The 21,791-nt window shown below is 40.2% G+C and carries 26 protein-coding genes and 1 pseudogene; 18 read left to right on the forward strand and 9 right to left on the reverse strand.

Going from position 1 to position 21,791, the window contains the following annotated elements; translation table 11 throughout:
- Positions 1–450 precede the first annotated feature (450 nt).
- From IQP38_RS02500 to IQP38_RS02530, 7 genes are all read left to right on the forward strand, one after another.
- Positions 451–1,335, forward strand: a complete 885-nt coding sequence (locus tag IQP38_RS02500) for an ATP-binding protein (protein ID WP_161453717.1) — start codon at positions 451–453, stop codon at positions 1,333–1,335.
- A gap of 8 nt (positions 1,336–1,343) precedes the next feature.
- Positions 1,344–1,673 carry an STAS-like domain-containing protein gene (locus IQP38_RS02505; RefSeq protein WP_161453718.1) on the forward strand — a complete coding sequence of 110 codons (330 nt, stop codon included), beginning with the start codon at positions 1,344–1,346 and terminating at the stop codon, positions 1,671–1,673.
- Between the two features lie 4 nt (positions 1,674–1,677).
- Positions 1,678–2,178 (forward strand): hypothetical protein, encoded by a 501-nt coding sequence (locus IQP38_RS02510; protein WP_167415464.1) that lies wholly within the window; start codon positions 1,678–1,680, stop codon positions 2,176–2,178.
- Positions 2,179–2,330: 152 nt separating this feature from the next.
- Positions 2,331–3,572, forward strand: coding sequence for a tyrosine-type recombinase/integrase (locus IQP38_RS02515; protein ID WP_193837276.1), 1,242 nt, complete (start codon positions 2,331–2,333; stop codon positions 3,570–3,572).
- Positions 3,573–3,674: 102 nt separating this feature from the next.
- Positions 3,675–4,058, forward strand: a complete 384-nt coding sequence (locus tag IQP38_RS02520) for a hypothetical protein (protein ID WP_193837277.1) — start codon at positions 3,675–3,677, stop codon at positions 4,056–4,058.
- 44 nt (positions 4,059–4,102) lie between these two features.
- Positions 4,103–4,603 carry a hypothetical protein gene (locus tag IQP38_RS02525; RefSeq protein WP_193837278.1) on the forward strand — a complete coding sequence of 167 codons (501 nt, stop codon included), beginning with the start codon at positions 4,103–4,105 and terminating at the stop codon, positions 4,601–4,603.
- A gap of 100 nt (positions 4,604–4,703) precedes the next feature.
- On the forward strand, positions 4,704–5,135 hold the full coding sequence (locus IQP38_RS02530; protein ID WP_130248523.1) for a DUF2787 family protein: 432 nt from the start codon (positions 4,704–4,706) through the stop codon (positions 5,133–5,135).
- Positions 5,136–5,663: 528 nt separating this feature from the next.
- Here the strand turns inward: IQP38_RS02530 and IQP38_RS02535 are convergent.
- From IQP38_RS02535 to IQP38_RS02540, 3 genes are all read right to left on the reverse strand, one after another.
- Positions 5,664–6,122, reverse strand: a complete 459-nt coding sequence (locus IQP38_RS02535; protein WP_193837279.1) for a hypothetical protein — start codon at positions 6,120–6,122, stop codon at positions 5,664–5,666.
- A gap of 229 nt (positions 6,123–6,351) precedes the next feature.
- On the reverse strand, positions 6,352–6,477 hold the full coding sequence (locus tag IQP38_RS26885) for a hypothetical protein (RefSeq protein ID WP_265575734.1): 126 nt from the start codon (positions 6,475–6,477) through the stop codon (positions 6,352–6,354).
- Positions 6,478–6,873: 396 nt separating this feature from the next.
- Positions 6,874–7,779, reverse strand: coding sequence for a helix-turn-helix transcriptional regulator (locus IQP38_RS02540; RefSeq protein WP_193837280.1), 906 nt, complete (start codon positions 7,777–7,779; stop codon positions 6,874–6,876).
- A 179-nt stretch (positions 7,780–7,958) separates the two neighbouring features.
- On the opposite strand from IQP38_RS02540, the gene IQP38_RS26890 reads away from it, so the two are divergent.
- The 4 genes from IQP38_RS26890 to IQP38_RS02555 all read left to right on the forward strand — a co-directional run bounded on the left by IQP38_RS26890 (position 7,959) and on the right by IQP38_RS02555 (position 10,206).
- Positions 7,959–8,081, forward strand: coding sequence for a hypothetical protein (locus tag IQP38_RS26890; RefSeq protein ID WP_256895275.1), 123 nt, complete (start codon positions 7,959–7,961; stop codon positions 8,079–8,081).
- 15 nt (positions 8,082–8,096) lie between these two features.
- Complete coding sequence (locus IQP38_RS02545) at positions 8,097–8,234, forward strand: hypothetical protein (RefSeq protein ID WP_023585706.1); 138 nt, start codon at positions 8,097–8,099, stop codon at positions 8,232–8,234.
- Positions 8,235–8,320: 86 nt separating this feature from the next.
- Positions 8,321–8,530, forward strand: coding sequence for a hypothetical protein (locus tag IQP38_RS02550; protein ID WP_193837281.1), 210 nt, complete (start codon positions 8,321–8,323; stop codon positions 8,528–8,530).
- 107 nt (positions 8,531–8,637) lie between these two features.
- A complete protein-coding gene (locus IQP38_RS02555; RefSeq protein ID WP_193837282.1) occupies positions 8,638–10,206 on the forward strand; it encodes a sensor domain-containing diguanylate cyclase in 1,569 nt (522 codons plus the stop codon).
- 250 nt (positions 10,207–10,456) lie between these two features.
- Here IQP38_RS02555 and IQP38_RS02560 read toward each other — a convergent pair whose 3' ends face one another.
- From IQP38_RS02560 to IQP38_RS02575, 4 genes are all read right to left on the reverse strand, one after another.
- Entirely contained in the window at positions 10,457–10,726 is a 270-nt protein-coding gene (locus IQP38_RS02560) for a hypothetical protein (protein WP_025534411.1), read from the reverse strand.
- Positions 10,727–10,760: 34 nt separating this feature from the next.
- Complete coding sequence (locus IQP38_RS02565) at positions 10,761–11,231, reverse strand: hypothetical protein (RefSeq protein WP_193837283.1); 471 nt, start codon at positions 11,229–11,231, stop codon at positions 10,761–10,763.
- A gap of 60 nt (positions 11,232–11,291) precedes the next feature.
- A complete protein-coding gene (locus IQP38_RS02570; protein WP_193837284.1) occupies positions 11,292–11,891 on the reverse strand; it encodes a hypothetical protein in 600 nt (199 codons plus the stop codon).
- A 653-nt stretch (positions 11,892–12,544) separates the two neighbouring features.
- A complete protein-coding gene (locus IQP38_RS02575) occupies positions 12,545–15,421 on the reverse strand; it encodes a DNA polymerase (protein WP_193837285.1) in 2,877 nt (958 codons plus the stop codon).
- A gap of 681 nt (positions 15,422–16,102) precedes the next feature.
- On the opposite strand from IQP38_RS02575, the gene IQP38_RS02580 reads away from it, so the two are divergent.
- From IQP38_RS02580 to IQP38_RS02595, 4 genes are all read left to right on the forward strand, one after another.
- Complete coding sequence (locus tag IQP38_RS02580) at positions 16,103–16,711, forward strand: hypothetical protein (protein ID WP_193837286.1); 609 nt, start codon at positions 16,103–16,105, stop codon at positions 16,709–16,711.
- A gap of 835 nt (positions 16,712–17,546) precedes the next feature.
- The gene (locus IQP38_RS02585; protein ID WP_193837287.1) at positions 17,547–17,759 is read left to right on the forward strand and encodes a cold-shock protein; all 213 of its coding nucleotides are present in this window, start codon (positions 17,547–17,549) and stop codon (positions 17,757–17,759) included.
- 119 nt (positions 17,760–17,878) lie between these two features.
- Positions 17,879–18,079, forward strand: coding sequence for a hypothetical protein (locus tag IQP38_RS02590; RefSeq protein ID WP_020196715.1), 201 nt, complete (start codon positions 17,879–17,881; stop codon positions 18,077–18,079).
- Between the two features lie 65 nt (positions 18,080–18,144).
- Positions 18,145–18,303, forward strand: coding sequence for a hypothetical protein (locus IQP38_RS02595; protein WP_180760439.1), 159 nt, complete (start codon positions 18,145–18,147; stop codon positions 18,301–18,303).
- 805 nt (positions 18,304–19,108) lie between these two features.
- On the opposite strand, the gene IQP38_RS02600 is transcribed toward IQP38_RS02595, so the two are convergent.
- Both IQP38_RS02600 and IQP38_RS02605 read right to left on the reverse strand, forming a co-directional pair.
- Positions 19,109–19,264 (reverse strand): hypothetical protein, encoded by a 156-nt coding sequence (locus tag IQP38_RS02600; RefSeq protein ID WP_020196713.1) that lies wholly within the window; start codon positions 19,262–19,264, stop codon positions 19,109–19,111.
- 202 nt (positions 19,265–19,466) lie between these two features.
- Positions 19,467–19,676 carry a cold-shock protein gene (locus tag IQP38_RS02605; protein WP_005380677.1) on the reverse strand — a complete coding sequence of 70 codons (210 nt, stop codon included), beginning with the start codon at positions 19,674–19,676 and terminating at the stop codon, positions 19,467–19,469.
- Positions 19,677–20,309: 633 nt separating this feature from the next.
- Here IQP38_RS02605 and IQP38_RS02610 point away from each other — a divergent pair.
- The 3 genes and pseudogenes from IQP38_RS02610 to IQP38_RS02620 form a co-directional block, all read left to right on the forward strand.
- Complete coding sequence (locus tag IQP38_RS02610) at positions 20,310–20,918, forward strand: hypothetical protein (protein ID WP_025767087.1); 609 nt, start codon at positions 20,310–20,312, stop codon at positions 20,916–20,918.
- Positions 20,919–21,059: 141 nt separating this feature from the next.
- The gene (locus IQP38_RS02615) at positions 21,060–21,473 is read left to right on the forward strand and encodes a hypothetical protein (protein ID WP_140054595.1); all 414 of its coding nucleotides are present in this window, start codon (positions 21,060–21,062) and stop codon (positions 21,471–21,473) included.
- Positions 21,474–21,692: 219 nt separating this feature from the next.
- Positions 21,693–21,791, forward strand: a pseudogene (locus tag IQP38_RS02620) (short-chain dehydrogenase); the annotation flags it as partial.

The raw sequence follows: 21,791 nt of genomic DNA on the forward strand, positions 1-21,791 counted from the left end.
TTGCGCAGGTCAAAAGCTTACGTATAATGCCAACCATCAAAGGGCAATAGCCCAAAGATGCCGGTGTGGTGAAATTGGTATACACGACGGATTCAAAAAAAGTTTTAAATCAAGTCGTTACACTAAAAATAAAAGTTTTATCACCAAAGCATTGCTAAGAAGTCGCTAATTAAAGCGGCTTTTTTTATGTCTGTAATAAACTAAAGTCATACCGAACTATGGTGCATACATGGTTCATATCTAACCTATTCACTATCTTACCTAACCCAAGTAATACAACATTTTCTATTCCTAAACTTCCTATCAGCTCAGCATTACTAGCCTAAATTAAGCTCAAGAAACATGGTCAAATCATGGTGAGTTTACGTTGTTCTAAGAGAAGTGTTTTGTTTGACAATTCAGTTGGTTAGTGTAGGTTTAGTTTGTGTTCTTCAGGGATGGGAATGTGATATGCAGCATTATGTAACTGAGTTTATTAAACATCGAGGGGTTGATGTCTTAAGTATTACGGCACCCGAAGTCTTGTGCGTATATGACGAAAAATACCGCGATGACTTTTTAGCAATGATTAAAACGATTGATAATGTAGCTAAAAATTACTCGAAAATATTGATTGACTTAACGTTCGTTCAATCATTTTCGGCATCTGGTGCTGTTGCTCTTTTTTCTGTAATTACATCAAACCAAATTGTGACAGGGTTTGATGATCTGTTTGTTTTTAAGATGCCAACTAAACAGTCCACGAGGAACTTAGTCTACAGAAGTGGTCTTTGGGATGCTATTCGACCAGGAGGAAAGCGAAAACTGGATCGACTATGGGATACAAACTCTAAATTCAGGAGTGGCTTTGATCCTGATAAGCATCTAGAACCTATGATTGATTCCTTAGACTTAAGCGTTGTACCAAAAAGGTTGAAAGAAGCGATCAACGAGGCTGTTCTTAATATAGTACAGCATGCATATGCAGAGACAGGCAGCATTCCTAGATGGTGGCAGTACGCTGCATTTAACTCCGATAAGTCACAGTTCATTTTTGTGATCTGTGACAGAGGATTGACTATCCCACGAAGCCTTAAGACTGTATACGGAAATGATAGTAGTATTATCGAAAGAGCGATGACCTCTGGTGTATCCTCGACTGGCTTAAACTGGCGTGGTAAAGGTTCTGACAATATTAAAAAACCAGTTGAAAAAGATGAAAATGATATACTTATCGTTTTGAGTCGTTATGGTTTGTACAAATACGGTTCTCAGAATGCAATCCCAGAGTGTGCTGATATACCAACACCATTTCCTGGAACCCTAGTCGCTTGGTGTTTCGACTTAACAAAGTGAGGATGAAAATGAGAATTGACATTGCTTTGGATTTCTCAGAAAAGCCTTTTGGGCGGTTTAAATCTGATGGCAAATTTTCAGGCGAGCGTTTTCGCGATGAGTTCCTGATTCCAGCCTTTAACGAAGAACAGGGAAAAATTATTGTATACCTTGATGGTGTATCAAGAGGCTATGGCAGTAGCTTTTTGGAAGAAGCTTTCGCAGGTTTACTACGTAAGCAAATTACCTATGCCCAAGTGAAAGAGCGTTTAGTTATTGAAACCGCAGACGAGGATTACAGAGAAGAAATTTGGGATTATATCGAAGAACAATGGCATCGACAGTCGTTAAAGGTGTAGGTAGGTGACAGAGTCTGCTATTGCTAGCATCATTGTTAGCTTAATGATATTTATCATGTCAGCCATGCTAGTAATGGTTGGATGGGAAGTTATTTATAAAAATGGCAAAAAAATAGCCAGTCGCAATGAGATGTTTGCGAGAAAGTCTGCTGTTATGAATGAGCTATCCTTACTTACTAATGAAGCCGTTTCGTTTTGGGAGAATATGAACCTTACGGATAACGAATGTCTAATCAAAACCTCTGTATTTATAGCTAAAACTCAATCTATTAAGAATAGAGTTAAAATGATGCAAGAACTGGGGCTCAATGTTGATATTGACAAGAGTGTCAGGGATTTAAGACGTAGTATTACACTTGATGCCGAACAAGCGCACCAGATTTCTGCTGAGAATAAGCACGAGAAAATTTTTGAAATTATCGAGTCATCAGATTCGATAAAAAAACAGTTGAGTGAAGCATTCAGACAGGGCAGAGAGCAGGAATCGTTTTTACATTCCAAATAGAAGGTTATTTTTTTTCAAAAAAAATGCCACTATCAGTAGTAATTTCAATGTTTTAGGTAAATATCTAGTTCTCTAACTTGTCTTTTCCGTAATAAAATTATATTCGATAATATATTAACTTCCTGAATAACCCAGCATATTCAGGAGGTTAAATGAGTAAGTCAAAACGTCTCACCACCACTTTCCTAAACAACCTTAAACCCAATCCTAAAACCGCCAAATTCGCTGATTACGAAGTCAACTTATCCGCTATGAAAGACAGTGGTTTACCTACTGGCGTTCGCTGCTTAGTGGGTAAGTCTGGCGGGAAACGCTTCCTTCTTCGTTATACTAGTCCGGTAACAGGTAAGAAAGCGTCTATTAGTTTAGGTAAACATCCCGAAACCGATATCCTCACGTTACGTAAGATAGCCAAAAAGTATCGCCAGCAAATTCTTGAAGGTATAGATCCGAAGTTAGAACGTGACAATCAATCTGTCGATAAGGCAATGACACTGGAACGTTTCTTCAACGAAGTTTATCTACCCCTAGCGAAGCAAAAACGTAGCTGGAAAGATGATGTCGCTAGATTTAATCAACACGCAAAGTTAATACATCACATACCCATCAATGAACTGACTGCTGCTCATATAGTCAAAGTACAAATGGTAATGCAAGAAGCGATCAGTAAAACGACGGGTAAACCTTATGCCCTAGCAACAATTAATCGTGTATTGGCATTACTTAAGACGGTGAATAGACAAGCTTACAAACTGTTGGGTGCCCCGCTTATCGCTGACAAGGTTAGTTTATTACGCGTAGACAACGAACGTACGGGCTACCTTTCAGAATCTCAGCTCAAGGAGTTCGTTGACCACGCACTCAACTACTCAGATAAACAGACTGGAGCGTTTTTAGCGTTGTTGTTTTTGACAGGACTACGCGATAAGGAGTTGAGATTTCGCAAGTGGAATGACATCTCTTGGGAAGAGCAAACTCTTTATATTGATCGAACCAAAAATGGTAGTAGTCACATTATTTTCCTGAGTGATTACATGGTTCAGATTTTGGAGTCGCTACCCAAGGTAACAAATAATCCTTATATCTTTGCTGGACGTCGCAAAGGGAAACCTATTAGTCCAGCTAGACATGCCTTGAAAGTGATCAAGGCGAAGATGGGATTGCCCGATATACCTGGAGATAAGGCGAACATAACTCTGCACAGTGCTCGTCATACTGTGGGGAGTCTATTAGCCTCTCAAGGTGTCCCCTTGCATGATATCGCTAAGCAGCTCAACCATTCTGACCTATCAAGTTCTAGACGTTATTCGAAGTTGACTGTAGGTCGTAGGCGGGAAATAGGTTCTCGTTTATCGGATATGGTGACTGCGAAGCCAGAGATACGCTGGGAATGAAGAAGTTAGGTTTAACCAGTTAATTTGGAAATGACATTAGAAAAGCCCCTGTTTAGCGATGAGCTAAACAGGGGCTTTTTCATTATTAAACGGAGATTAGAAATGAAAACAGTAAACAAGTTTGAAGATATTCAATCACTGCCAATGCCGGATGGTGTGAAAGCAAAACTGCTAGAGCACCTGATAGAGCCATTCGGTGATGAAGAAAGTACAAAAGCATTCTGGGATGAAGTTGGTACGACCTTGTACTTAGTTGAGGAAGGGGATACCAACGAAAAACTGAATGAAGAGTCTGAGGAAGATCTGCACTTTCTTCGCTTTGTTACTAACTACCCTGAATGGGTGCTGTTGTTAAACGATGATGACTGTCCTTGGCTTTTAGCGGTTGCCATCGTGACCATGGAAGGTGGTGGTGTGTACTGCTGTGCCCCATTGAACAGTCTAACGTTCCCTGTCGCCAAGTTAGCTGACCAAGCTGAATCTTAAAACCAAATTAAACCTGAACAATTCCAACTTAAAGGAGGTGCCCTATGGCACGCAAAACCAATCAAAAAGAAGAAGTAGTTCAACCTGAAGCTGTAGAAGGCAATGAACAAGTCACGGTCACTGACGATCAACCAGTAGACCCTTTCACTCATATCGTGCGCGAGGGTAAAGCGAAGAAGTTAAGTCCGAAAACGGAGAACCATGTGTTCTATGAAATCGCCTTACATGACGAGGAAAACGAACCCTATATCCGTATGACTGGAAATCAGGGCTCTGGACTGCATAGTAAAGAGATGATCCCGCTTAAAGATATCACCGCTGTTCTAGACGTGCAGGGTGATAAGCCGTTCAAGAGCTCTGTGCTGAAGTGTGTATTTTCTGGACAGTCAGCGAACAACGCGGGTTTTATGGCAGCTTGCTGTAGGGAGCTTGGTCTTATCATCCAGTCGGAGAAGTCAGTGTTTCTCCACGTTCTAGCGCCAGACTACGAGCAACGTCGTGATGAGTTGCTGTCTCTCGTGGACGCTGAAACCAAAGCGAAATAACCCCAAAACCACATTACCCATTACCATCCAAGCCAACTCTGGCTTTCATACTGAGCACTTAGCAAGAGTGCTTCCCTGACAATTTAAATGAGATTTTATTATGAAATTAGTCTTTGATACTGAGCGCCTTTTGTTACCGATATCAACTAGTCTTCAAGATGCTTTAAACCGAGTGATCAGCGAATCAGGTAAATGGACACCCATGATCCAATCGGTTGTGATCAACTTCCGAGATTCATCCTACAGTTCGGAAAACGGCGGTTGGCACCCTGTTGAAATCAGGCTTGTCCGCCTCTACGACCAGTGGATCTTTGATTACATCACGGACTTTGCGTATTGCGCTGGTCCTTATCCCGAACTGGTTAAAGATGTGGATTTTAACTTCTCATCTGGAACAGCGAGTTTTTCCTATGTTCCGGAGCTGCCGATAACAAGTAGTGAGGTAATGGAGTTCTACTCGATGTGGGAATCCAACTTTCTTAGCTACGTCGAAATGGGCGTGTTCGATGAAATAAAAGTCACTGTGGATTAGTCCATCGGCAACAAACCAAGTAGAAAGCACCATGTATGTACAATAAAATAGTCGACTCACTTCCTAGTGACACTAAGGCTTCCCATTGTCCCATGTTCGTCATGGTGTGATGGGAAGCTTTTTTCATTGGGGCAAGTTTTAGCAACGTTTACCCAATCCGTTGCCTTCGGGATTCAAAGGGGATGAAGTTGCTGGATTGCAATGAACGGTGAAAACACCATGGAAGGGAGCGTTAATTTTAACGAGTTTGGTTGGTTTACACTGGTGTTTTGTTATTAAAAGCTCCCATTGCTATGTCGAAGCAATGGGAGCAGTAAGGGGTGGGAAGCCTATATAAAATACCGAGAGAATGATTTGTCTGATGCTATCTCTGCTGCTAGGGGTAAAGGCTAGCCCTTATTATGCGACGAGAGGCGCCCCTTAATCTTATGTTCGTAGTTTGGCTCGAAAACTTGGGCATTTTCAACGTTGCCATACGAAATGACAACTTATCCAATTTATTCCCGTGCAAACAGAATTAGGTATAACTTACTGACTTAGTTCGTCCAGTAGAGACAACCCTAGCTGATACTTGTCATCTAGTGCAGATGGGTGAACATGTCTCTTTATATTTGGTAGAGAGTTCAGGTAGCTGAAGAATCCGGAAGTGGTCATAGGGTATCCAGGCTCAAAATATTCTTCCTCATCATCCCCAAGTGAAAACCAATGACAAAGCATTACGAGGTCTTCTTTCTCGTAAACAACCGCAGATGTGCGTGACTTTTCATGGTCGCTGTAAGCTAGAAATTCAATGAAGATAACTTCTTGGCTTTCTGGGTTTTCCAAATGCTCTTCTGCCATCTGAATCGAGTAGTGATCCGACTCTGCGAAAAACATTTGAGTTCCCATTGTTGCTTCATGTCCCCAAGCTGCTGCCGCACACTTGGCAATTTTCTCACTTTGACAGTCGTTAAGTAGATGCTCTGTTTTATTGAATGAAATAGACATGTTTTTGTACCTATTTTGTTTTGGTTTCGATACGCGGATTAAACATGCTTCACTTATAAAACACTAGTCTAACTGATAGATTTATAACGATATTCGTGAATGGATTGACACAAATGAACTTTTACTCAAATTTTTCACCTATTTTCAGAAGCTAGTTAAAACAGGCTAGGTGTAACAAAAGGAACTTGTCACCGGGATCTATAGTGACAAGTTCAATTCATGGTTCTGTTTATCCAGTCATCATACCCAGTAGATAGCCAACGGCAGTGAAGCTTAACAAGTTAGCGATATCAACTAGGTAGAGATACGGACTGGACTGAGCGATTTGGAGCAGAGTTCGTGCATCAGACATCATGGTAATACCCCTATTAAATTACTTCTCCTACCGGAGTTATTTTAGTGTTTGCTAATTAATGACGAAAAATGGCATCATTTTGAGTTTTCCCTTGCGCGGTATCGGTTTGAGGTTTCGCTAAATTACCCCTTCCCCTTATTCAGCATAGGTAAGCTCAAAATCGGTACATAGTGACAAGTTCATGGGTAGGACTGTCTGTAGCAGCGTAGTGAAACGACATTATGTCGGTGTTCTTTGTTGTCTTGGAGCTGTGCTTCTAGAGGGAACGCTAGGGCGTCATTAATTAACGTGGCAACGTCATGACACAATACTTACGTACAGCAAATAAAGCATTTGGATCATCATGATCTAATTGCTCAGTAAGCTGATCGGTTTCGGTAGTCTGAAACGTGTCGACTACTTGTAACGATCCAATGTGGCGTGGAGATCGCGTATCAGTTCAAGCTTGAGACTGACAGGGGAGAGAACCTCGACTTGAGGTATCCAAGACTTCAACAAGGGCAAGATATCGCTCAATCTCGATACTCGACTGCTAACCAACAAACTACCGTCACTCAGTTCTTTCAATAGCTGCTGGTGGGGAAGAATCATACTTTCAAGAAAGCGCGGAGCTACTTCCCTATCAACCTGTACAAGCACTTCAGCATCATCCGGAGTTAGCCACTCCATCCCTTGTTTATGTATCTCCTCGTGGACCTTTTGACTCGGTTTGTATTTATCTTCCCGGCGGTGAATCCGTGAAATATTCGGTAATCGGTACGAATGTAACTGGTCACTGTACGTCGCGGCGAGGAACCAGATACCACGGTCATTCACCAAACGATAGGGATGGACAGATTCAAACGTTTTGCCATTGTAGATAAGGTCAATAACAGAGTGAGTGGTGATAACTTCGGTCAACTGTCTAAACAGTGAATCGAACTTCTCGATGGGTTCTGAGCGTGGGCTCTTAAACAGAACGGGGGTGTGACCGTTGAACTTGTAGTTATTCGGTAGTAGCGCGGACAACCCCGTATCGTGAAGTACCTTGTTGATATTTGCATTACCATTATTTCGAGTTACCGGATCTAACCGATAACCCTCATTGGTGCGGATAATCGGAGCGTTGACTAGCCTTTCATTGAAATCGCGTCTCAGGGTTTTCTCGCTTACCTGATAATCCGCGACCAACTGCTCAGGGGAGAGCACTTCTCCCATAAACAATCTCGTCAATATGTCACCTAGCCTTAAAGCTAGCTTTTCACTCTTATCGCTCATGCTACTAGCGTACGGTTTCCCTTGGACAGGTTGAGGGCAAAACATTTTTAAATGTTTCTAACCGTCACGCACTTAGATTTGGCATAGCTTTCATCGGATAAGGCAGGGCAATGACTACACAGAGTTTTAAAATATTTCTGCCGTACTGGACACATCCTGTCCAGTGGCAATGGGATACTACACAACGTAGTTTCACTACAACGTCAATTGAAGGAAAAACAAAAATGAAAGTGACATTCATTAAGCCACTTATGACATCTGGCTATTCATGCCGCTCTTTAGGTTGTCCCGGTTGGGTCACTAAGGGTGGGTCATGCGATACATGTGGCGCAATGGATTACAGCTAAGAAGGAGTATTCGTTATGGGCGGTTGGACAGAAGACCAAGGTGACTATGATGATGGCACAGAAGATTCTGGCTTCAGTCAGGACTTCGATATGGAGCCGGGCGACGATGGTTGGCTCGGCGGCGACTTCATGGCTGATGATGACGATGATTAAGTCCCATCACTAAATTAGGCTTATCAACAAGGGCGGTATCGAAAGGTATCGCCCTTTTCTGTATCTATAGGAAAGGAAAAAACATTATGGCGAAGACACATTTTCACTCTAACCATCAACAGCGCTGGTTTAAGCCTAGCGCGTCAACAGGCGTTCGATTCGCGAAGTACGGTGCCACACTCGGTACCCGCTATGGTCCACAGGGCGTCGTTCTCGGTGGAGCGATCGGGTTTGTCGCAGGTGCCCTTATGGGAGGTGTTCTAGACGAACTTGAACTGCAATTAAAAAAGAAGTAGGGGTGCCTACTTCTTTTCCTTGATTTTGCTCTCATTGTCAGGATTATAAGTAAGCAATAATCTATAAATTGTGACAATGGATTCTCACATAGGAGATCTCCAAATTTATGCTTGGAATCAATAAAGAAACACTGAACCTCAGAGAACTAATTCTCATTATCTGTGTTTTAAGTGTGTCTATAACATTACTTAATGCTTTTTTCTCAATTTACCAGGTTCAGCGTCATCATGTTATCAGTGAAACCATGGAAAAAAATTATACCTACGCTAAGAAAATGGCAGAGGTAACGGAGGTCTTTACTGAATCAGCAGTGCAACAAGTTAAGTACACAGCCGATATTTTAGGAAGTAACTTTGTAAATAAAGAACTTATAAAGAAAGAACTGAATCGATTGCAAGAACAAGCTGGTTTATTTAACTCAACCGTTTTAGTGGATAGCGAAGGCGTTATCGTGTCAACTTCACGAAACGTCAGTGATGTGGAAGGGGTGCTGTTAAAAAATGAAGCAGTTATCAACTCCCTCAGAAAGGAAATTCCTTTCATTACTGAGCCTTTTATTTCACCTAAAGGAAACTACTTGATTTGCATTTCATACCCTATTTTTTCTCCCAATAAGGAATATCTAGGTTACGTCGGTGGCACTATTTATCTCAAAGATAATAATGTACTAAAGTCTCTTCTCGATGAACATAGTCACAGTGATGGGTCATACCTGTATGTAGTTGATAGTGGAAAGACCATAATTTATCACCCTGATCAAGCACTCACTGGAAAACTAGCTGAGAATGTTGATGTAGTTAACTTGGTACTTGAAGGTAAAGAAGGCTGCTTTGAAGCTGTTAACTATTTTGGCGAAGAAGTGCTCGCTGGTTTTTCACCTGTAAATAGTACTGGTTGGGGGATTATCGTTCAGAGAGCCAAGTCTCTTAGCTTTGACTTATTAGAATCTCAAATATATTCCGTACTTGTGCGAACTCTGCCGTTAAGTCTGTGTACTTTTATCCTGATTTGGGTGACGTCTACCACCATATCTAAGCCCCTATCACAGTTGGCACGTTCAATCAAAAGAGCAAACGTGGAAGACTCTGAGCCTGTAGATTTTAATAAGATAAAACCTTGGTATTTTGAGGCGTCTTTATTGAAGTCGTCTGTTGTTAAGACATTCACAGATGTTTCGAACACAATAGAAAAGCTTCATTCCAATAGTTTGACTGATATCATGACGGGACTCACTAATCGCAGAGGTTTTGAAGAAGCTCTTGATAGACTTAAAGAAGACAATAGACCTCTCTCTATTATGGCTATTGATATTGACTTCTTTAAAAAAGTGAATGATACCTATGGGCATAGTGTTGGTGATGAGGTTTTAAAAGAACTTTCTAATCTTATTAAATGGCAATCGCGTAAGACAGATATTCTATGTCGAATAGGTGGGGAAGAGTTCATGATTTTCCTTGCTGAAATGAATGTGGAAAATGCGTTTGAAAAGGCTGAGAGGCTAAGAAAACATGTTGAACAGTACAAATTTGCAAGTATAGGTAATTTAACTGTTTCAATTGGCGTGTCACATTGGACGGGAAGTGGAGAGTCACTTCATGCGGCCATCCAAAAAGCAGATACAGCACTGTATCAAGCGAAAAGGAAAGGTAGAAACCGAACTGAAGTCAATGTCTAAGACTAATTCGAGCATAGGAAGAAGTAGGGGGGACTCTGCTTCTTTTTTATTGGTGGGTTCGAGCTGAAATTATGTCGTTTCAAGAATGGAAAGCCGAAGGTCGAAAGGTGCTTGCTAACGTCCGTCAACAAACACCTTTCAGATAGGGTATGGAAATTCTTGCATGAAATAATCGCTAAGGTCTGGGCAATTTATTTGATAAAAACGTACTATTAAAAACTATTAAGCAGTGAGAGTAACGTGTAACACGTTAGTGACCAGTGACTTCGCTAATCACCTGCTTCAAGCGCTTCGCTGTCTCCTTGTAACCGAAAGAATCGCGTTTAGTGTCATAGTCGTGCACCAGAGCGGTTTCAAGCTCATCAAGGATTTGATCCCAGTGTTGGATCTTGCCACCTTTCGATTCGATATTCTGACCAACTTTACGAACCTCACGAAGGCGAGTTCGGCGGTTCTGGTTAGTGCGATTTGCTTCAGCGGTGAAAGCATTAACGATTAAATCATAGATAGACATGTTCATAATTTATATTCCAATAGTTAAGTAAAAGATGCAGTTAAACTGCGCTTTGATGGAAGTCCCAGTTAGGTTTGTAACGACGGGACGGTGATGAGGCTGCTGTAGCCTTCTGAATTTCCTGTTTGATCATTAACTGTGTATCTAGATCATCACAGGGAATAAATGAAAGAATCCGGTTACCTTGAGTTCTCAGGATAAGTCCTTGATATTTTTCACTAAGGTGACATTCATATCCTAGAATGGCGTTTTTCCGCACCCAACTACCTGTTGGGAGGGTTATCCAGTAATTCGCGTCTCGGATACAAAGCTTCTCAAGGTCAGCAAATAGCGTATCGAGATTTTGCTCACTTTCTTCATCTTTAAGAGTTAAATGAGCTAGCTGTTTACCGCTCGCTGCTCTGACACTGACATTTCCATCAGTGATGTTGATTGATGCCAAGATACTCGTTGACACCTGTAACTTGACACTGAATAAGTTCACCGTGTTCTTTTTTACTTCGGTTGCCATGGGTGTTCCTTAATAGTCGATAGCAAAACCGAAACGTCATAATGTCGTTTCGGTAACAAGTTACGCAGCTTCAAGAGTGGGTTGACCTTCTAATTGTTGACGTAGGTTGGCATTCTCCTGCTCTAGCTCTTTGAGGCGAGCTTCCAGCTCCGATACTTTGTCAACCAAGTCATCATTCACAACGGAGTTGGTTTGTTTCTTCTCTGTTTTTAACTGAGTTGCAAAATCGTTGAACATTTCATTGATAGTGTCAGATTCAACATCCGGGTCTTGTTCTAGGTGTTGTTTAATTTGCTCACGCAAAGGGGCATAGCGCTTACTCGATAACTTGTAAACGTTGGTAAATCCTACTTTACGGCATTCATCTAGCGTTCCGAATTCACATAAGCTAGTCCAACGTGTAAGCGTGCGCTTATCTACCGTACGTTTACCGTTGCCGATAATATTTACATCACGCCATTTACCGAACTTATTCTTGTTCCCTTGAAAGAGCTGCTTAGCTTCATGCATTGCAGAACCAATATTGTACTGAGCTTGCTCACACTGTTCCTTATCAACAACACGACCAGCACCAGCGTTCGACAACTCGTTTACTATGGCATCGGTTAATCCATTTAGACGACTTTCAGGGAGTTCTAGTACTTTGTTTGCTTCAGTCATTTTCCTTGTCTCCATATTTAAAAAGAGCCCTCATTTAAGCCCCTTTTAGGTTTTTGGTCAATATTGAAAAGTCTTTTAAAACAATGCCTTAGTTGTGGTGTTGGGTGTTTTATAGTGAAAAAATGAAAAGTGGATTACAAGGGGGCGTATCGTTGTTTAAAAGGCGTGTAACGAGGGTATTACCGAATTGCTTGTTACTAAAAAGGGGTATTCATCCACTCGGGATAATTGGTTTAAGAGCCTGTTAGATATGTAGCGGTATGTTTTTTGAACAGCGAAAAGCAAGATTTTTAGCGTTATTTTTTTTGTGGGACTGATCACATTTTATGCATTTGAATGGAGGTTAGATACCGCCCACTCTTTTTTTAGCTTGAATAGAGCCAAAAAAATTAGGATAGGTAAACTTAGTTCTGACTGAATAATGGTATATAAATCATAACATTAAGTTAAAAGATGGATGTTGTATCTTGATAGTGTAATTAGGCCACGCAATTCCCCTCTGATTACGTCAGTAATCCCATCACGAAATCGTTAACCTAATCCCCTATCAAGATATAACATCCATTTATGTTGATATAATTTATTAAAATCAATTGTTTATATATTTTTGTGTAAGCGGTTCTCTTCACGTTTTCCGCTATCGTTACCAACTATCACGAGTTCTTCAGCATCATTTTTACTTCATCCAGTTCGTCTTTATGGAAAAAGTGTTCTATCTCCATGTCAGGGAACGTTGCAATTAACCAACGTAATAGTGGTATCAGTCTTGGGGTTGCAGCGAGTACGTTAGGACGGAAGGCTGTGTCTCGTGAATTACTAATGGCATTATCTGCAATCCTAAATCCTGCATTGTTAAACAGTTCAGTAAGTTGTTTGAGAGTAAGTTTCTTACCATTAATGGTTTTGGTCAGTCCGTAGCTCTCTTTAGATAGAGCTCTTAACGCGAGTTTTAGCAGGGCACCCTGTGAACCGCCTTCCTCATACTTGATGTATGATCCCTTCAGTAGTGGTTTGGTTTTGCTGTAGTCGACCCAGTTCTCCCAATCTTCCATTGTTTTAAGGCAGTTATCACGTCGCCATCCATCAAACAATGCGCGAATCTGTTGTCCTTCTTGCTCGTTCTTCCAAGGTACGGTATCGAAGTAGATATGCTCGACGATGTGACCTTTAGGGTGGCGGATTTTAGTCATGCGAGGATTAACGGGTTTACGCTTAAAGTCGAACTCTAAGTTGAGCGTCTTTTCTCGTTGGATTTCTATCAAGTCCATGTCTTTAAGGTACATGTCACGAGGTGAAATCAATGAGTTGTTTGGGATCTTCTGTCCGGGGTAGCGGTCTAAGAACAGTTCGACCATATAAGCATTTTCATCCTTTGCCGATGATAAGGCTGATTCTGGTGGCTTAACGCCTGCTTTTGCTATGACAGGTTCGGTATCGCCATATTCACCAGTGATTTGTCCACGGGTTTTCATTGCGATGATTTGTTTAGCATGGTGCTTATGCTTAATCATCTTACCGTCACCCGTTTGCTCGCATATCTTACTGAACCGTTGGCTAATGGTTCCTGAAACATGGAGTTGTTCTTCAGTACAGTCTACGAGATACCCATCTGTTGTGGCACTCACAACGGTAACGTCGTCGTGATTACCTTTATCATCCTGTGTCGATAACCCTGCTAATTGCTCTGAGAGAACGGCTCTAACGAACCCTGTCGCATGAGCTGCGAAATATGGATTGGTAACAGGAGAATGAGGTATGTTTTTACTTAATCCATCTGATGAGTTGAAGCCCCGTTTTCCCTTCAGTCCCTGCCCTAGTTTACCGTATAGCGTGTTGCCTATCTCTTTCCAGAGCTTCTCTCTGAATTTATCGCCCTCATTTGTATACTTTTGACGTTGCTCGCGGATGAGTTCCGTAAAGCCTTTGAAAAGTGGCTCTTTATCTTCAATCCATGGAACGATCACTCCGAACTGAATTTCAATATCACACCCCATGTTATATGCGACTTCTATTTCAGGTGCTGTGCAGTAAGAGTAGCCCTCTAGTGGGTAGTACAGACCGTATAAGTCCGTTCTTACTGGAAGAGATGGAAACTTAGTATGCTCTTGGAATTTAAACTTAACGTAAGCAAATCCCATCTTGTGACCAAGATAATCATTGATGTCTGTTGAGGTGAAGCTTCTCTCAAACGAAACAGGTTTAATATCCATTAAGGCATTGACGTACGCCGTAGCCAAGTCGAAATCGTTGTAATCACCTAAGTTTGCACCACCAAACACGTAACACTCGTTTCTACCTCCATGGAAGCAGTCTATTGCCAGTTGTTCGAAGATACGACGACCAGCAGTGATGACAGTTTCTTTCTTCTGCATGACTCGACCTTTTGTTTGATTCCAGTATTGAATCGTTTTGGTCTCCATACCGAGTGCTTGGTTCAGATCGTCTTTATCACCTGTGAGTGCTTTGAAGAGTGATACTGAGAAGTTACCTAGTGTTGATGGTAGATGTTTAAACTGAAGTTTATCTAACCGTTCTTCTGGAATTTTACCCTTTAATGATTCTTTGATGTCGTTAAGAGCGAAGCGTTGCATTTCCAATCCGTACTTAACGGTGATTTCGGCGTCTCTCAATGCGTAACGAAGGAAGAGTGGCTCATTTTCTACTAGTAGTTCATCCATTCGGTCTTTGCGATATGGAGCTGGGATTACTTCTTTTGGTATGCCGATGAGTTCTCCCGCATTATCAAGTCCACTTTGCCCCGGACTAAGTAGTAAAGTATCTACAAAGCGGACACGGCTCTCACGTTTCTTTCCATTCTTGTCTGTAAAGTGAACGGGCTCTGAAGCTTGCTTGGTTCTACCCACTGCGTCTAGGTCGATGCCGTATGCGCCACGCGTGGAGGTTAATGTGCTTCTGACGACTTCCAGTTTCGCTTTCTGACTGGTATCCCAGAACGCTTCGAATGACACCATGTCAGCTCTAAGGTAGTGGGCATAGATGTAGATTTTCTTTGGCCATCCTGTGATGAATCCGCGCCCCATTGCAGTTTGGAGTACTTCAACCAAGAACTCTTCAAATTTCTTACGTGGTTTCTTGATTCGATTAATCGCTTTCAGTTCATCTTCACGGCTTTTGTTCGCAGCTCTGGATTTCTTGATAACATCAGCAACGGGGGTAAGTACCACATCACTCATGTGGTGTTCACCTGCGATTAGATAATACTGATAGGACAGAATGTCGTTTCGGTTTTCCTCGGCGTTGTAGACGTACTCACTGTCTATACCAATGTGAACCGCTTCATCATCACCTTTGAGAGCTTGCCATGGTGACTGCTGTTCATTCTCGAAGTAGATGTCGAGCTCATCATCGACAGCTTTACTTGAGTATTCATCGGTTTGCTCTTGAGTGAGGAATTGGTCGAGTTCGATGCTGGTTGATTCTGTGGTTTGGTCGGTGGTTTCTGCTTGGAAGTATTCGTCGAGTTCTTTATCTATGGCTTCAACATGGTTAGGTTTGTTTTCATTGTTCATCGTTGTTCTCTTATAACCAAGTGCATTGTTGGCGGGTGATGCGACCTTCTTTATACCACAGAGCTCATCCTCTGATGAGTGTGGCTCCGTCTTGGTTTGGTGTGTGAGTTAAAAGGTTGTGTAGAAAGCGGGAGGGACAGAACTATGATTTTTGAGATTTTGATGTGTGGTATGGGGAGTGGGGCAATTGATGAAAGTAGAAACCCATACCAGATATGGGAAGTCTCAAAACGGTGCTGTTTTTCATCGAGTGTAACTAAACATATAAATAACTCCGCTAGGAGGTCCGATTTAATATGGTATTACCCTGATAGTGTAGTGGTGAACGATTTGGTCTGACTGTATGTGCGGTATAGAGAGCCTGATCCTATAGTGGGATCAGGTCTTTGTTACTGCTTGATTGCATTATGAGCTGCTTTGTCTCGTTTTCTGGTGGTGATTTGGGTAAAGCCGTTACCTCGGTGAATGACAAGGCTCGTCTAGCTAAGAATCAGGGTGAGATGCGCAATCTGTCGTTGGGTCAAGATACTGAGGCTGTTTTTACTTGAAACATACTGTCTATATGTCACATGTGAATATGTGACTTAATTTATATGCCTGTAATTTGATAGATATAATATTAATTTAAATTTTTCATGTGTAAGATATGAGAAAGTTTAAAAAAAAATTATAGGTATTTGAATGAAGCATATATTAAGTGTGTACGTGGCTATTGCTTTTGTTGTTACAGGCTATTCAATGTTTACAACTAATGGTCCAGAAGGTTTTGGTAAGGACCATTTTTCTGAGGGGGTAATGTGGCCTGTCTCATTTTTTAATTATGTGTTTGAGCCTGAGCTTGATGGTAGCTCTGTCGAGTCACTGGTTGACTCTGTTGTGGAGGTTGCTGAGTCTAGAGATAGTGATTATGAAGCACAATTAGCTGCTGTTGCATTTAATCGAATCATACTTCTGGATTACGTTGAATCTCGACCTAACTTAACTAGAGGAGAGGTCCAAACTCTAGCGCAACGCTCAAGTAGCCAAAACTTTGGTAGAGATATAAGACTAGATCCTCAACGACAGTCTGATTTGATGGATAGGTTAGATGGACTTGATTACGATGAACTGGTTAGCTTGGGAGGGATTTCTTATGAGCGAGTTATTAAAATCAGTCGTGACAGAGATATGTACTCAACCGGTGAAGATTGTGTGGATGGCCTAATAAAAGCATATCGACAAGAAAAAGGGGCTGATGCCATGATCAAATACGACATTCTTCAAGAGTTTGATGAAATGTGTGGCCTTTAATTCATAAGAGTGTGCACAGTATGATTAAACTTATTTTTGTTCTCCTTTTTATGGTTTTTTGTATCAACTTTCCACTAGTGGCGTGTGCTATTGGTGTGTTCATGCTATTCATCGGGGCTATTAACAGTAAGTAGTTATAATTTCATAAGCTTCTAAAACTCGTGTATTAAATTATACGAGTTTTTTTTAACCTTAGCCTCTACTAGAGGATGTGTTCCTCTGTGTCCTTTGCCTTTAACCGCTACAGTCGATATTGATTGTCTTGGAGAGAATACGATTGAAGCTCCCCCCTAAGTGTTAGCAGGAGGTTTCCGAGAGGGCTTTTCTAGTTGGGAGAGGAAGGGAGCTAGGTGGTTGTTTGAGAAAGGTCTAGGATAGCGAGTCGCAATATATTGTTGATTAGTAAGTTAGCACCAGAAAGCCGTCATTCAGTTCGGTCGCTCAAGAGTCTGATAGATGGTATCAAATTCGGGGTTGATGTTTGCGCTAAGCTGGTTTTGCCCCATTCAAAGTTAGAATTAGGGATCATGCTTGTATCGAATATCTGTTTTGCAATAATTATTTTTAATGATGCTGTTGATTTCAATTCAGCCTTTCACTTTTTATGTCATTGATTTTATGGACAATAAAAATCAATCAAGAAATAGATATCTATTATGTTCATATAGTGTATAGTGTTAGAAGCTCAAACGATGAGCTATTCGTAAAATATTTAGTTCAAGATCTTCTCAGTTTTTATTCGATTAAATTCGTCATATTTATCCTGCGATACCTTTTTCTTCATTCCTTATTTAGTAGCTTTCTTTTTAACTTAATCAATGTATCGAGATATATTATGTCAAATAAATCAACAGGCTTAGTAAAATGGTTTAATGAATCCAAAGGTTTTGGGTTTATCACTCCTGATAACGGCGGTTCTAACCTATTTGTTCACTTCAAATCAATTGTTAGTGATGGCTTCAAAACATTATCTGAAGGCCAAAAGGTTTCTTTTGTTGTTGAACAAGGTAACAAAGGTCCTCAAGCGGATAATGTTACGTTAGTGTAAGATATTTATAAAAAGTCTCTTCTGTCGAGGAGACTTTTTTACTTTATTTTTTAATAAAGATTCTGAACGTTCGAAATACGAATAAAATAAATTTTGGGATCGATAAGATAAGAAGCAATATGAGAAAACCAGTAAGAAAATCAAGCAAGAAAACACAGAAAAACAACTTCGAAGAACGATTCGCTGCGATGGTAAAAGAATATCAAGAAGCGAAAGAAATTCTCGACTCTATGACTGAAAGTTCATCAGAATATTTAGCACAGAAAAAAGCATGCGATAAACTTTTTGCAAACGCGGAACGATACATTAATAAGAGATAATGAATTGAAATGGCTTTATTCTAATCTGAATAAAATCATCTTTCTTAGCATCAATAGGATGATATATGAGTAAGTCACCTAAAGCGACACAAAAGCAGAAGCAATTTAGTATTAATCAGAAAGGGATTAAACGAATACCAGAAGAGTTGAAAAAAATGGGTGTTCGCAAACGCATAGAAGAGATTGAAGAACAAAAAAAGTGGGATAAAGAGTGGGGACTATGAGTTCACGAAACCTCTCTGAGCTTATCAATACGACACTCCTCTTACATTCCGAAAAGCTGAGCAACTTGGACCGAGACATGCTGACAGGTTTACGAGATCAACTTAATCGTGAGCAAACCTTGTCAGACAAACAATCCAAACTGTGTCAAAGGCTACTACGAAAAACGAATCATGATTGCTAACCAACGTCAGTCTTCACAACTATCTACCCAGCTATCATCAATCATCAAGCGTTATTCGACTTAGCATCTGATCCATTAAATCTCTAATCTTAATTAGTATTGCACCCTCTGGCGCATGATGCTCAGCTGAGCGCTTGGCGTTCGTTAGACTTTTCATGAAGATAGTTTCGCTATCCATCACGGTGTGTTTTAGGTCGGCATGGTCCTATTCCTTTTGAGGAGACGTAGTAGTGTGATGCTTTCAATATGGCATTGTTTCACGCTTAAACGTTCGAACTGACTTGGTTTCTGCCTAAAAGCTGGACTAGGCAAGTAACTGATTATCAAGGAGTATGGACGGCAAAAAACCATCATAGAATGGTTATTACCTCATCTCACAAACCTGAGCACTACGAGTATGTTTCATCGCTCCTACAGTTTAAGCAACTTAACGTTCCACTTGTCATAATGTGATGTGTGCCCCAGATATTTCGTGGTTGCTATTCCCAAAGCTCATCTGTTGAAGAGCATAGTCTTTCTATGAGCAACCTTGTACAAACCTTACATTCAATATAATAAAATTTTTTTAGTGTATGATTCGCACTTTTTTAACTTAAACCAGATCTTCTTTCTACCGTGATTTTTCAAAGTAGTTCCTCCAAAACAACACCAGTCTCACCATTAGCAATCCTTTGGAGAAGGCTATTCATCTTTATTTTTTTATGTATTGATGTTTCTTTATTTTGAATAGATTTGTTTTTATTATTTCTATTCTCATTATTAAATATTTGATTAGACATATTATGCCCCTTTATAAAAAATTATAATTAAGGTGCACTGAACATAAGTATTTTTAGGATAGGTAATTAAGGAGATTACAGAGAGAAACTTGCTAGGGATTACGCTGGAAAACTATCTTTATATTTTATCTTGAAACAAATCTTTGTCAGAGCAACTACCTCGCCAGGCGTATGACGAGGCAGTGTAAATTCAATTGTAAGACTAAATAGTCGTTACATTTTCTGCTTGAAGGCCTTTAGGACCTTTACCTACAGTAAAGGAAACCTGCTCGCCTTCAATAAGCTTCTTAAAGCCATCGCCTAAAATGCTTCTGAAATGAACAAATAAATCATCGCCATTTTCTTGAGAAATAAAACCAAAACCTTTAGTTTCGTTAAACCACTTTACTGTACCAATTACTTGATTAGACATATTATGCCCCTTATAAAATTAAAATTAAGGTGCACTGAACATAGGTATTATTTTAGGATAGAGCATTAAGGAGATTACAGAGAGAAACTTGCTAGGGATGACGCTGGAAAACTTTCTTTATATTTTATCTTGAAACAACTCTGTGTCAGAGCAAAGACCACTATACAGATTAATTAAAAAAAATATACCTTTATTTTAAATTAATTTTTATATCATCTATTCAAACGCATTTTATCACAAAGGGTTCATCTTGATTCCGACGTTTTGCAGTTGGGAACATTAAGCAATAAATCAATACTGCCAAACGGCCTTTTTTGAGAGAGACTTGCTTGCGGCTGCCAAACTCGCCTTTGTCCAACGGCTTGCTGGCGGGGTAGATCATCGTAACGCAAAACTGCCCCAAAACTGCTTAGCTCAAGACTCCTGACCACTTTCCTAAGTCAGTTATTGACCTATTTATCCTAATGGCAGATTATGAGTCTAGTTGAGCACTTATAATTATACAGACATGTTCAGCAATTTTTGAGTGGAAGGAAGAATAAGACCTATAGAACAGCATGTTGCTGCTATGACGTCTGTATTTTATGAAGACAATGTCTGTTAAAAAGACACTGTTAAAGGTCAGGAGAATAAATGAAACATCTTAGAACGTTGATAGTCATTTTACTGATAGCGGTGATTCTTACTATTGCTCCGTACTTTTTCAAATTTCATGATTTATATCAATATGCAACAACACAAGACTTTGCGAATTTTGGTACGTATATCAGTGGGATTCTAACTCCTATATTTACTCTTGTTTCAATACTGTTTCTAGGTTTGCAGGTGATTGAGTCAAGCAAGCAGTCAAAGCTGGATAGAGTAATATCCGAGCATAAAATATCGTTAGATAATTTAATTAGCTCCCTCGCAAATGAAAAGCATCTCACGGAAGTAGAAGATCAAGCATATCAATCCTATTTGAGAGGTGAAAATGTGTACTTATCATGTTCGGAGTTTTACAGAAACAACTCTCGGATGATTGAGTCATTTGGCGTAGTTTCACAAACGCTATCTCATGTTAAGAAATTAGATGAAAAACAGTACAATATCTCAAGAGGTTTAGTTATTTCAGCCATTGACAGGGATAAGTTAGGTAAAGTTGAAAGGTTAAAGTTTTATCTCGATAACTACCGCTATAGTAGTAATCCAGAACACTATAGCTGGATTTGTGAAGAGTCTAAGCAATACGTGGAAAAGTGACCTTTAACCAACTGTTCGAGAGGGATTCGCAACGCGTGGCATTTTTACTATGCGTTGGTTTAAGTGATTAAGGTGGTGTGCGGCGGCTTTAGCATTGCGTTGCTCAACCCTTAACAGGGAGTTAGGAGAAAGAGGAAATGTATGAATATTCCTACTGATAAAGAAATATTAGAATTAATATATAAAAAATATAAAAATGACTATTTATCATACAAAAACGATAAATCTATTCGTAAAGCAAAAATATTTGTTCCTCTCAACATTGAAGATATCTCTTCTGATCTGAAAACTGAGGCTGATATTGTATTTGGAAGGCTTTATTATCACATGGATGAGAAATATGGTTATAAGCGTTCCGATGGGTCAAATGTGAATTTCTTTGTATTGAAAATAGGTGAAGATAAGCATTGTGTTAATTACCCACTTATGGTTAGTGTGCTTGCGTCATTAAGAGCCGAGAATAAAAAATTTTTTGTTCCTGTTATGATCTCAATACTTTCTACTTTAGTTGCAATTACTACGTTATCTTTAAAAATTGGTGGGATTTTTTCCTAACAAATGATCAAGGAATCAACCTACTTTTCCTAATCTGACAGAACGAGTCAGAGCAATAGGTCTAGTTCACTTTTGTCCAAAAGTGAGTTAGCCACGCCCGAAGGCAGCGGTATTTTGAATCCGAAAGTGACCAATAAGATTGCTTTAGCATTATGGTGCATTCATGGTCTTGTATCCCTTGCTCTGATTCTGTCGAGGAGGCTGATGAAGTCAGCCTAATCCGCGCAACAACCTAAAGCGCAAGAGTCTACGTATTGTGCAGTGAAATGGGCCGTCAAAGGATTAATTGAGTCGGTTCGTTTGGAGCTAAAAGGAAAA

This window comes from Vibrio sp. OPT41 (assembly GCF_015163595.1).
GTDB classification, from domain to species: Bacteria; Pseudomonadota; Gammaproteobacteria; order Enterobacterales; family Vibrionaceae; genus Vibrio; species Vibrio alginolyticus.

Bases quoted from the DNA above. Each gene is read 5' to 3' on its own strand.
- IQP38_RS02545 (WP_023585706.1), top strand. From the start codon at position 8,097: ATGGGCGGTTGGACAGAAGACCAAGGTGACTATGATGATGGCACAGAA.
- IQP38_RS02555 (WP_193837282.1), top strand. From the start codon at position 8,638: ATGCTTGGAATCAATAAAGAAACACTGAACCTCAGAGAACTAATTCTC.
- IQP38_RS02520 (WP_193837277.1), top strand. From the start codon at position 3,675: ATGAAAACAGTAAACAAGTTTGAAGATATTCAATCACTGCCAATGCCG.
- IQP38_RS02515 (WP_193837276.1), top strand. From the start codon at position 2,331: ATGAGTAAGTCAAAACGTCTCACCACCACTTTCCTAAACAACCTTAAA.
- IQP38_RS02550 (WP_193837281.1), top strand. From the start codon at position 8,321: ATGGCGAAGACACATTTTCACTCTAACCATCAACAGCGCTGGTTTAAG.
- IQP38_RS26885 (WP_265575734.1), bottom strand. From the start codon at position 6,477: ATGATGTCTGATGCACGAACTCTGCTCCAAATCGCTCAGTCCAGTCCG.
- IQP38_RS02585 (WP_193837287.1), top strand. From the start codon at position 17,547: ATGTCAAATAAATCAACAGGCTTAGTAAAATGGTTTAATGAATCCAAA.
- IQP38_RS02600 (WP_020196713.1), bottom strand. From the start codon at position 19,264: ATGTCTAATCAAATATTTAATAATGAGAATAGAAATAATAAAAACAAA.
- IQP38_RS02575 (WP_193837285.1), bottom strand. From the start codon at position 15,421: ATGAACAATGAAAACAAACCTAACCATGTTGAAGCCATAGATAAAGAA.
- IQP38_RS02540 (WP_193837280.1), bottom strand. From the start codon at position 7,779: ATGTTTTGCCCTCAACCTGTCCAAGGGAAACCGTACGCTAGTAGCATG.
- IQP38_RS02525 (WP_193837278.1), top strand. From the start codon at position 4,103: ATGGCACGCAAAACCAATCAAAAAGAAGAAGTAGTTCAACCTGAAGCT.
- IQP38_RS02560 (WP_025534411.1), bottom strand. From the start codon at position 10,726: ATGAACATGTCTATCTATGATTTAATCGTTAATGCTTTCACCGCTGAA.
- IQP38_RS02505 (WP_161453718.1), top strand. From the start codon at position 1,344: ATGAGAATTGACATTGCTTTGGATTTCTCAGAAAAGCCTTTTGGGCGG.
- IQP38_RS02595 (WP_180760439.1), top strand. From the start codon at position 18,145: ATGAGTAAGTCACCTAAAGCGACACAAAAGCAGAAGCAATTTAGTATT.
- IQP38_RS26890 (WP_256895275.1), top strand. From the start codon at position 7,959: ATGAAAGTGACATTCATTAAGCCACTTATGACATCTGGCTATTCATGC.
- IQP38_RS02590 (WP_020196715.1), top strand. From the start codon at position 17,879: ATGAGAAAACCAGTAAGAAAATCAAGCAAGAAAACACAGAAAAACAAC.
- IQP38_RS02530 (WP_130248523.1), top strand. From the start codon at position 4,704: ATGAAATTAGTCTTTGATACTGAGCGCCTTTTGTTACCGATATCAACT.
- IQP38_RS02500 (WP_161453717.1), top strand. From the start codon at position 451: ATGCAGCATTATGTAACTGAGTTTATTAAACATCGAGGGGTTGATGTC.
- IQP38_RS02565 (WP_193837283.1), bottom strand. From the start codon at position 11,231: ATGGCAACCGAAGTAAAAAAGAACACGGTGAACTTATTCAGTGTCAAG.
- IQP38_RS02605 (WP_005380677.1), bottom strand. From the start codon at position 19,676: ATGTCTAATCAAGTAATTGGTACAGTAAAGTGGTTTAACGAAACTAAA.
- IQP38_RS02535 (WP_193837279.1), bottom strand. From the start codon at position 6,122: ATGTCTATTTCATTCAATAAAACAGAGCATCTACTTAACGACTGTCAA.
- IQP38_RS02610 (WP_025767087.1), top strand. From the start codon at position 20,310: ATGAAACATCTTAGAACGTTGATAGTCATTTTACTGATAGCGGTGATT.
- IQP38_RS02580 (WP_193837286.1), top strand. From the start codon at position 16,103: ATGAAGCATATATTAAGTGTGTACGTGGCTATTGCTTTTGTTGTTACA.
- IQP38_RS02570 (WP_193837284.1), bottom strand. From the start codon at position 11,891: ATGACTGAAGCAAACAAAGTACTAGAACTCCCTGAAAGTCGTCTAAAT.
- IQP38_RS02615 (WP_140054595.1), top strand. From the start codon at position 21,060: ATGAATATTCCTACTGATAAAGAAATATTAGAATTAATATATAAAAAA.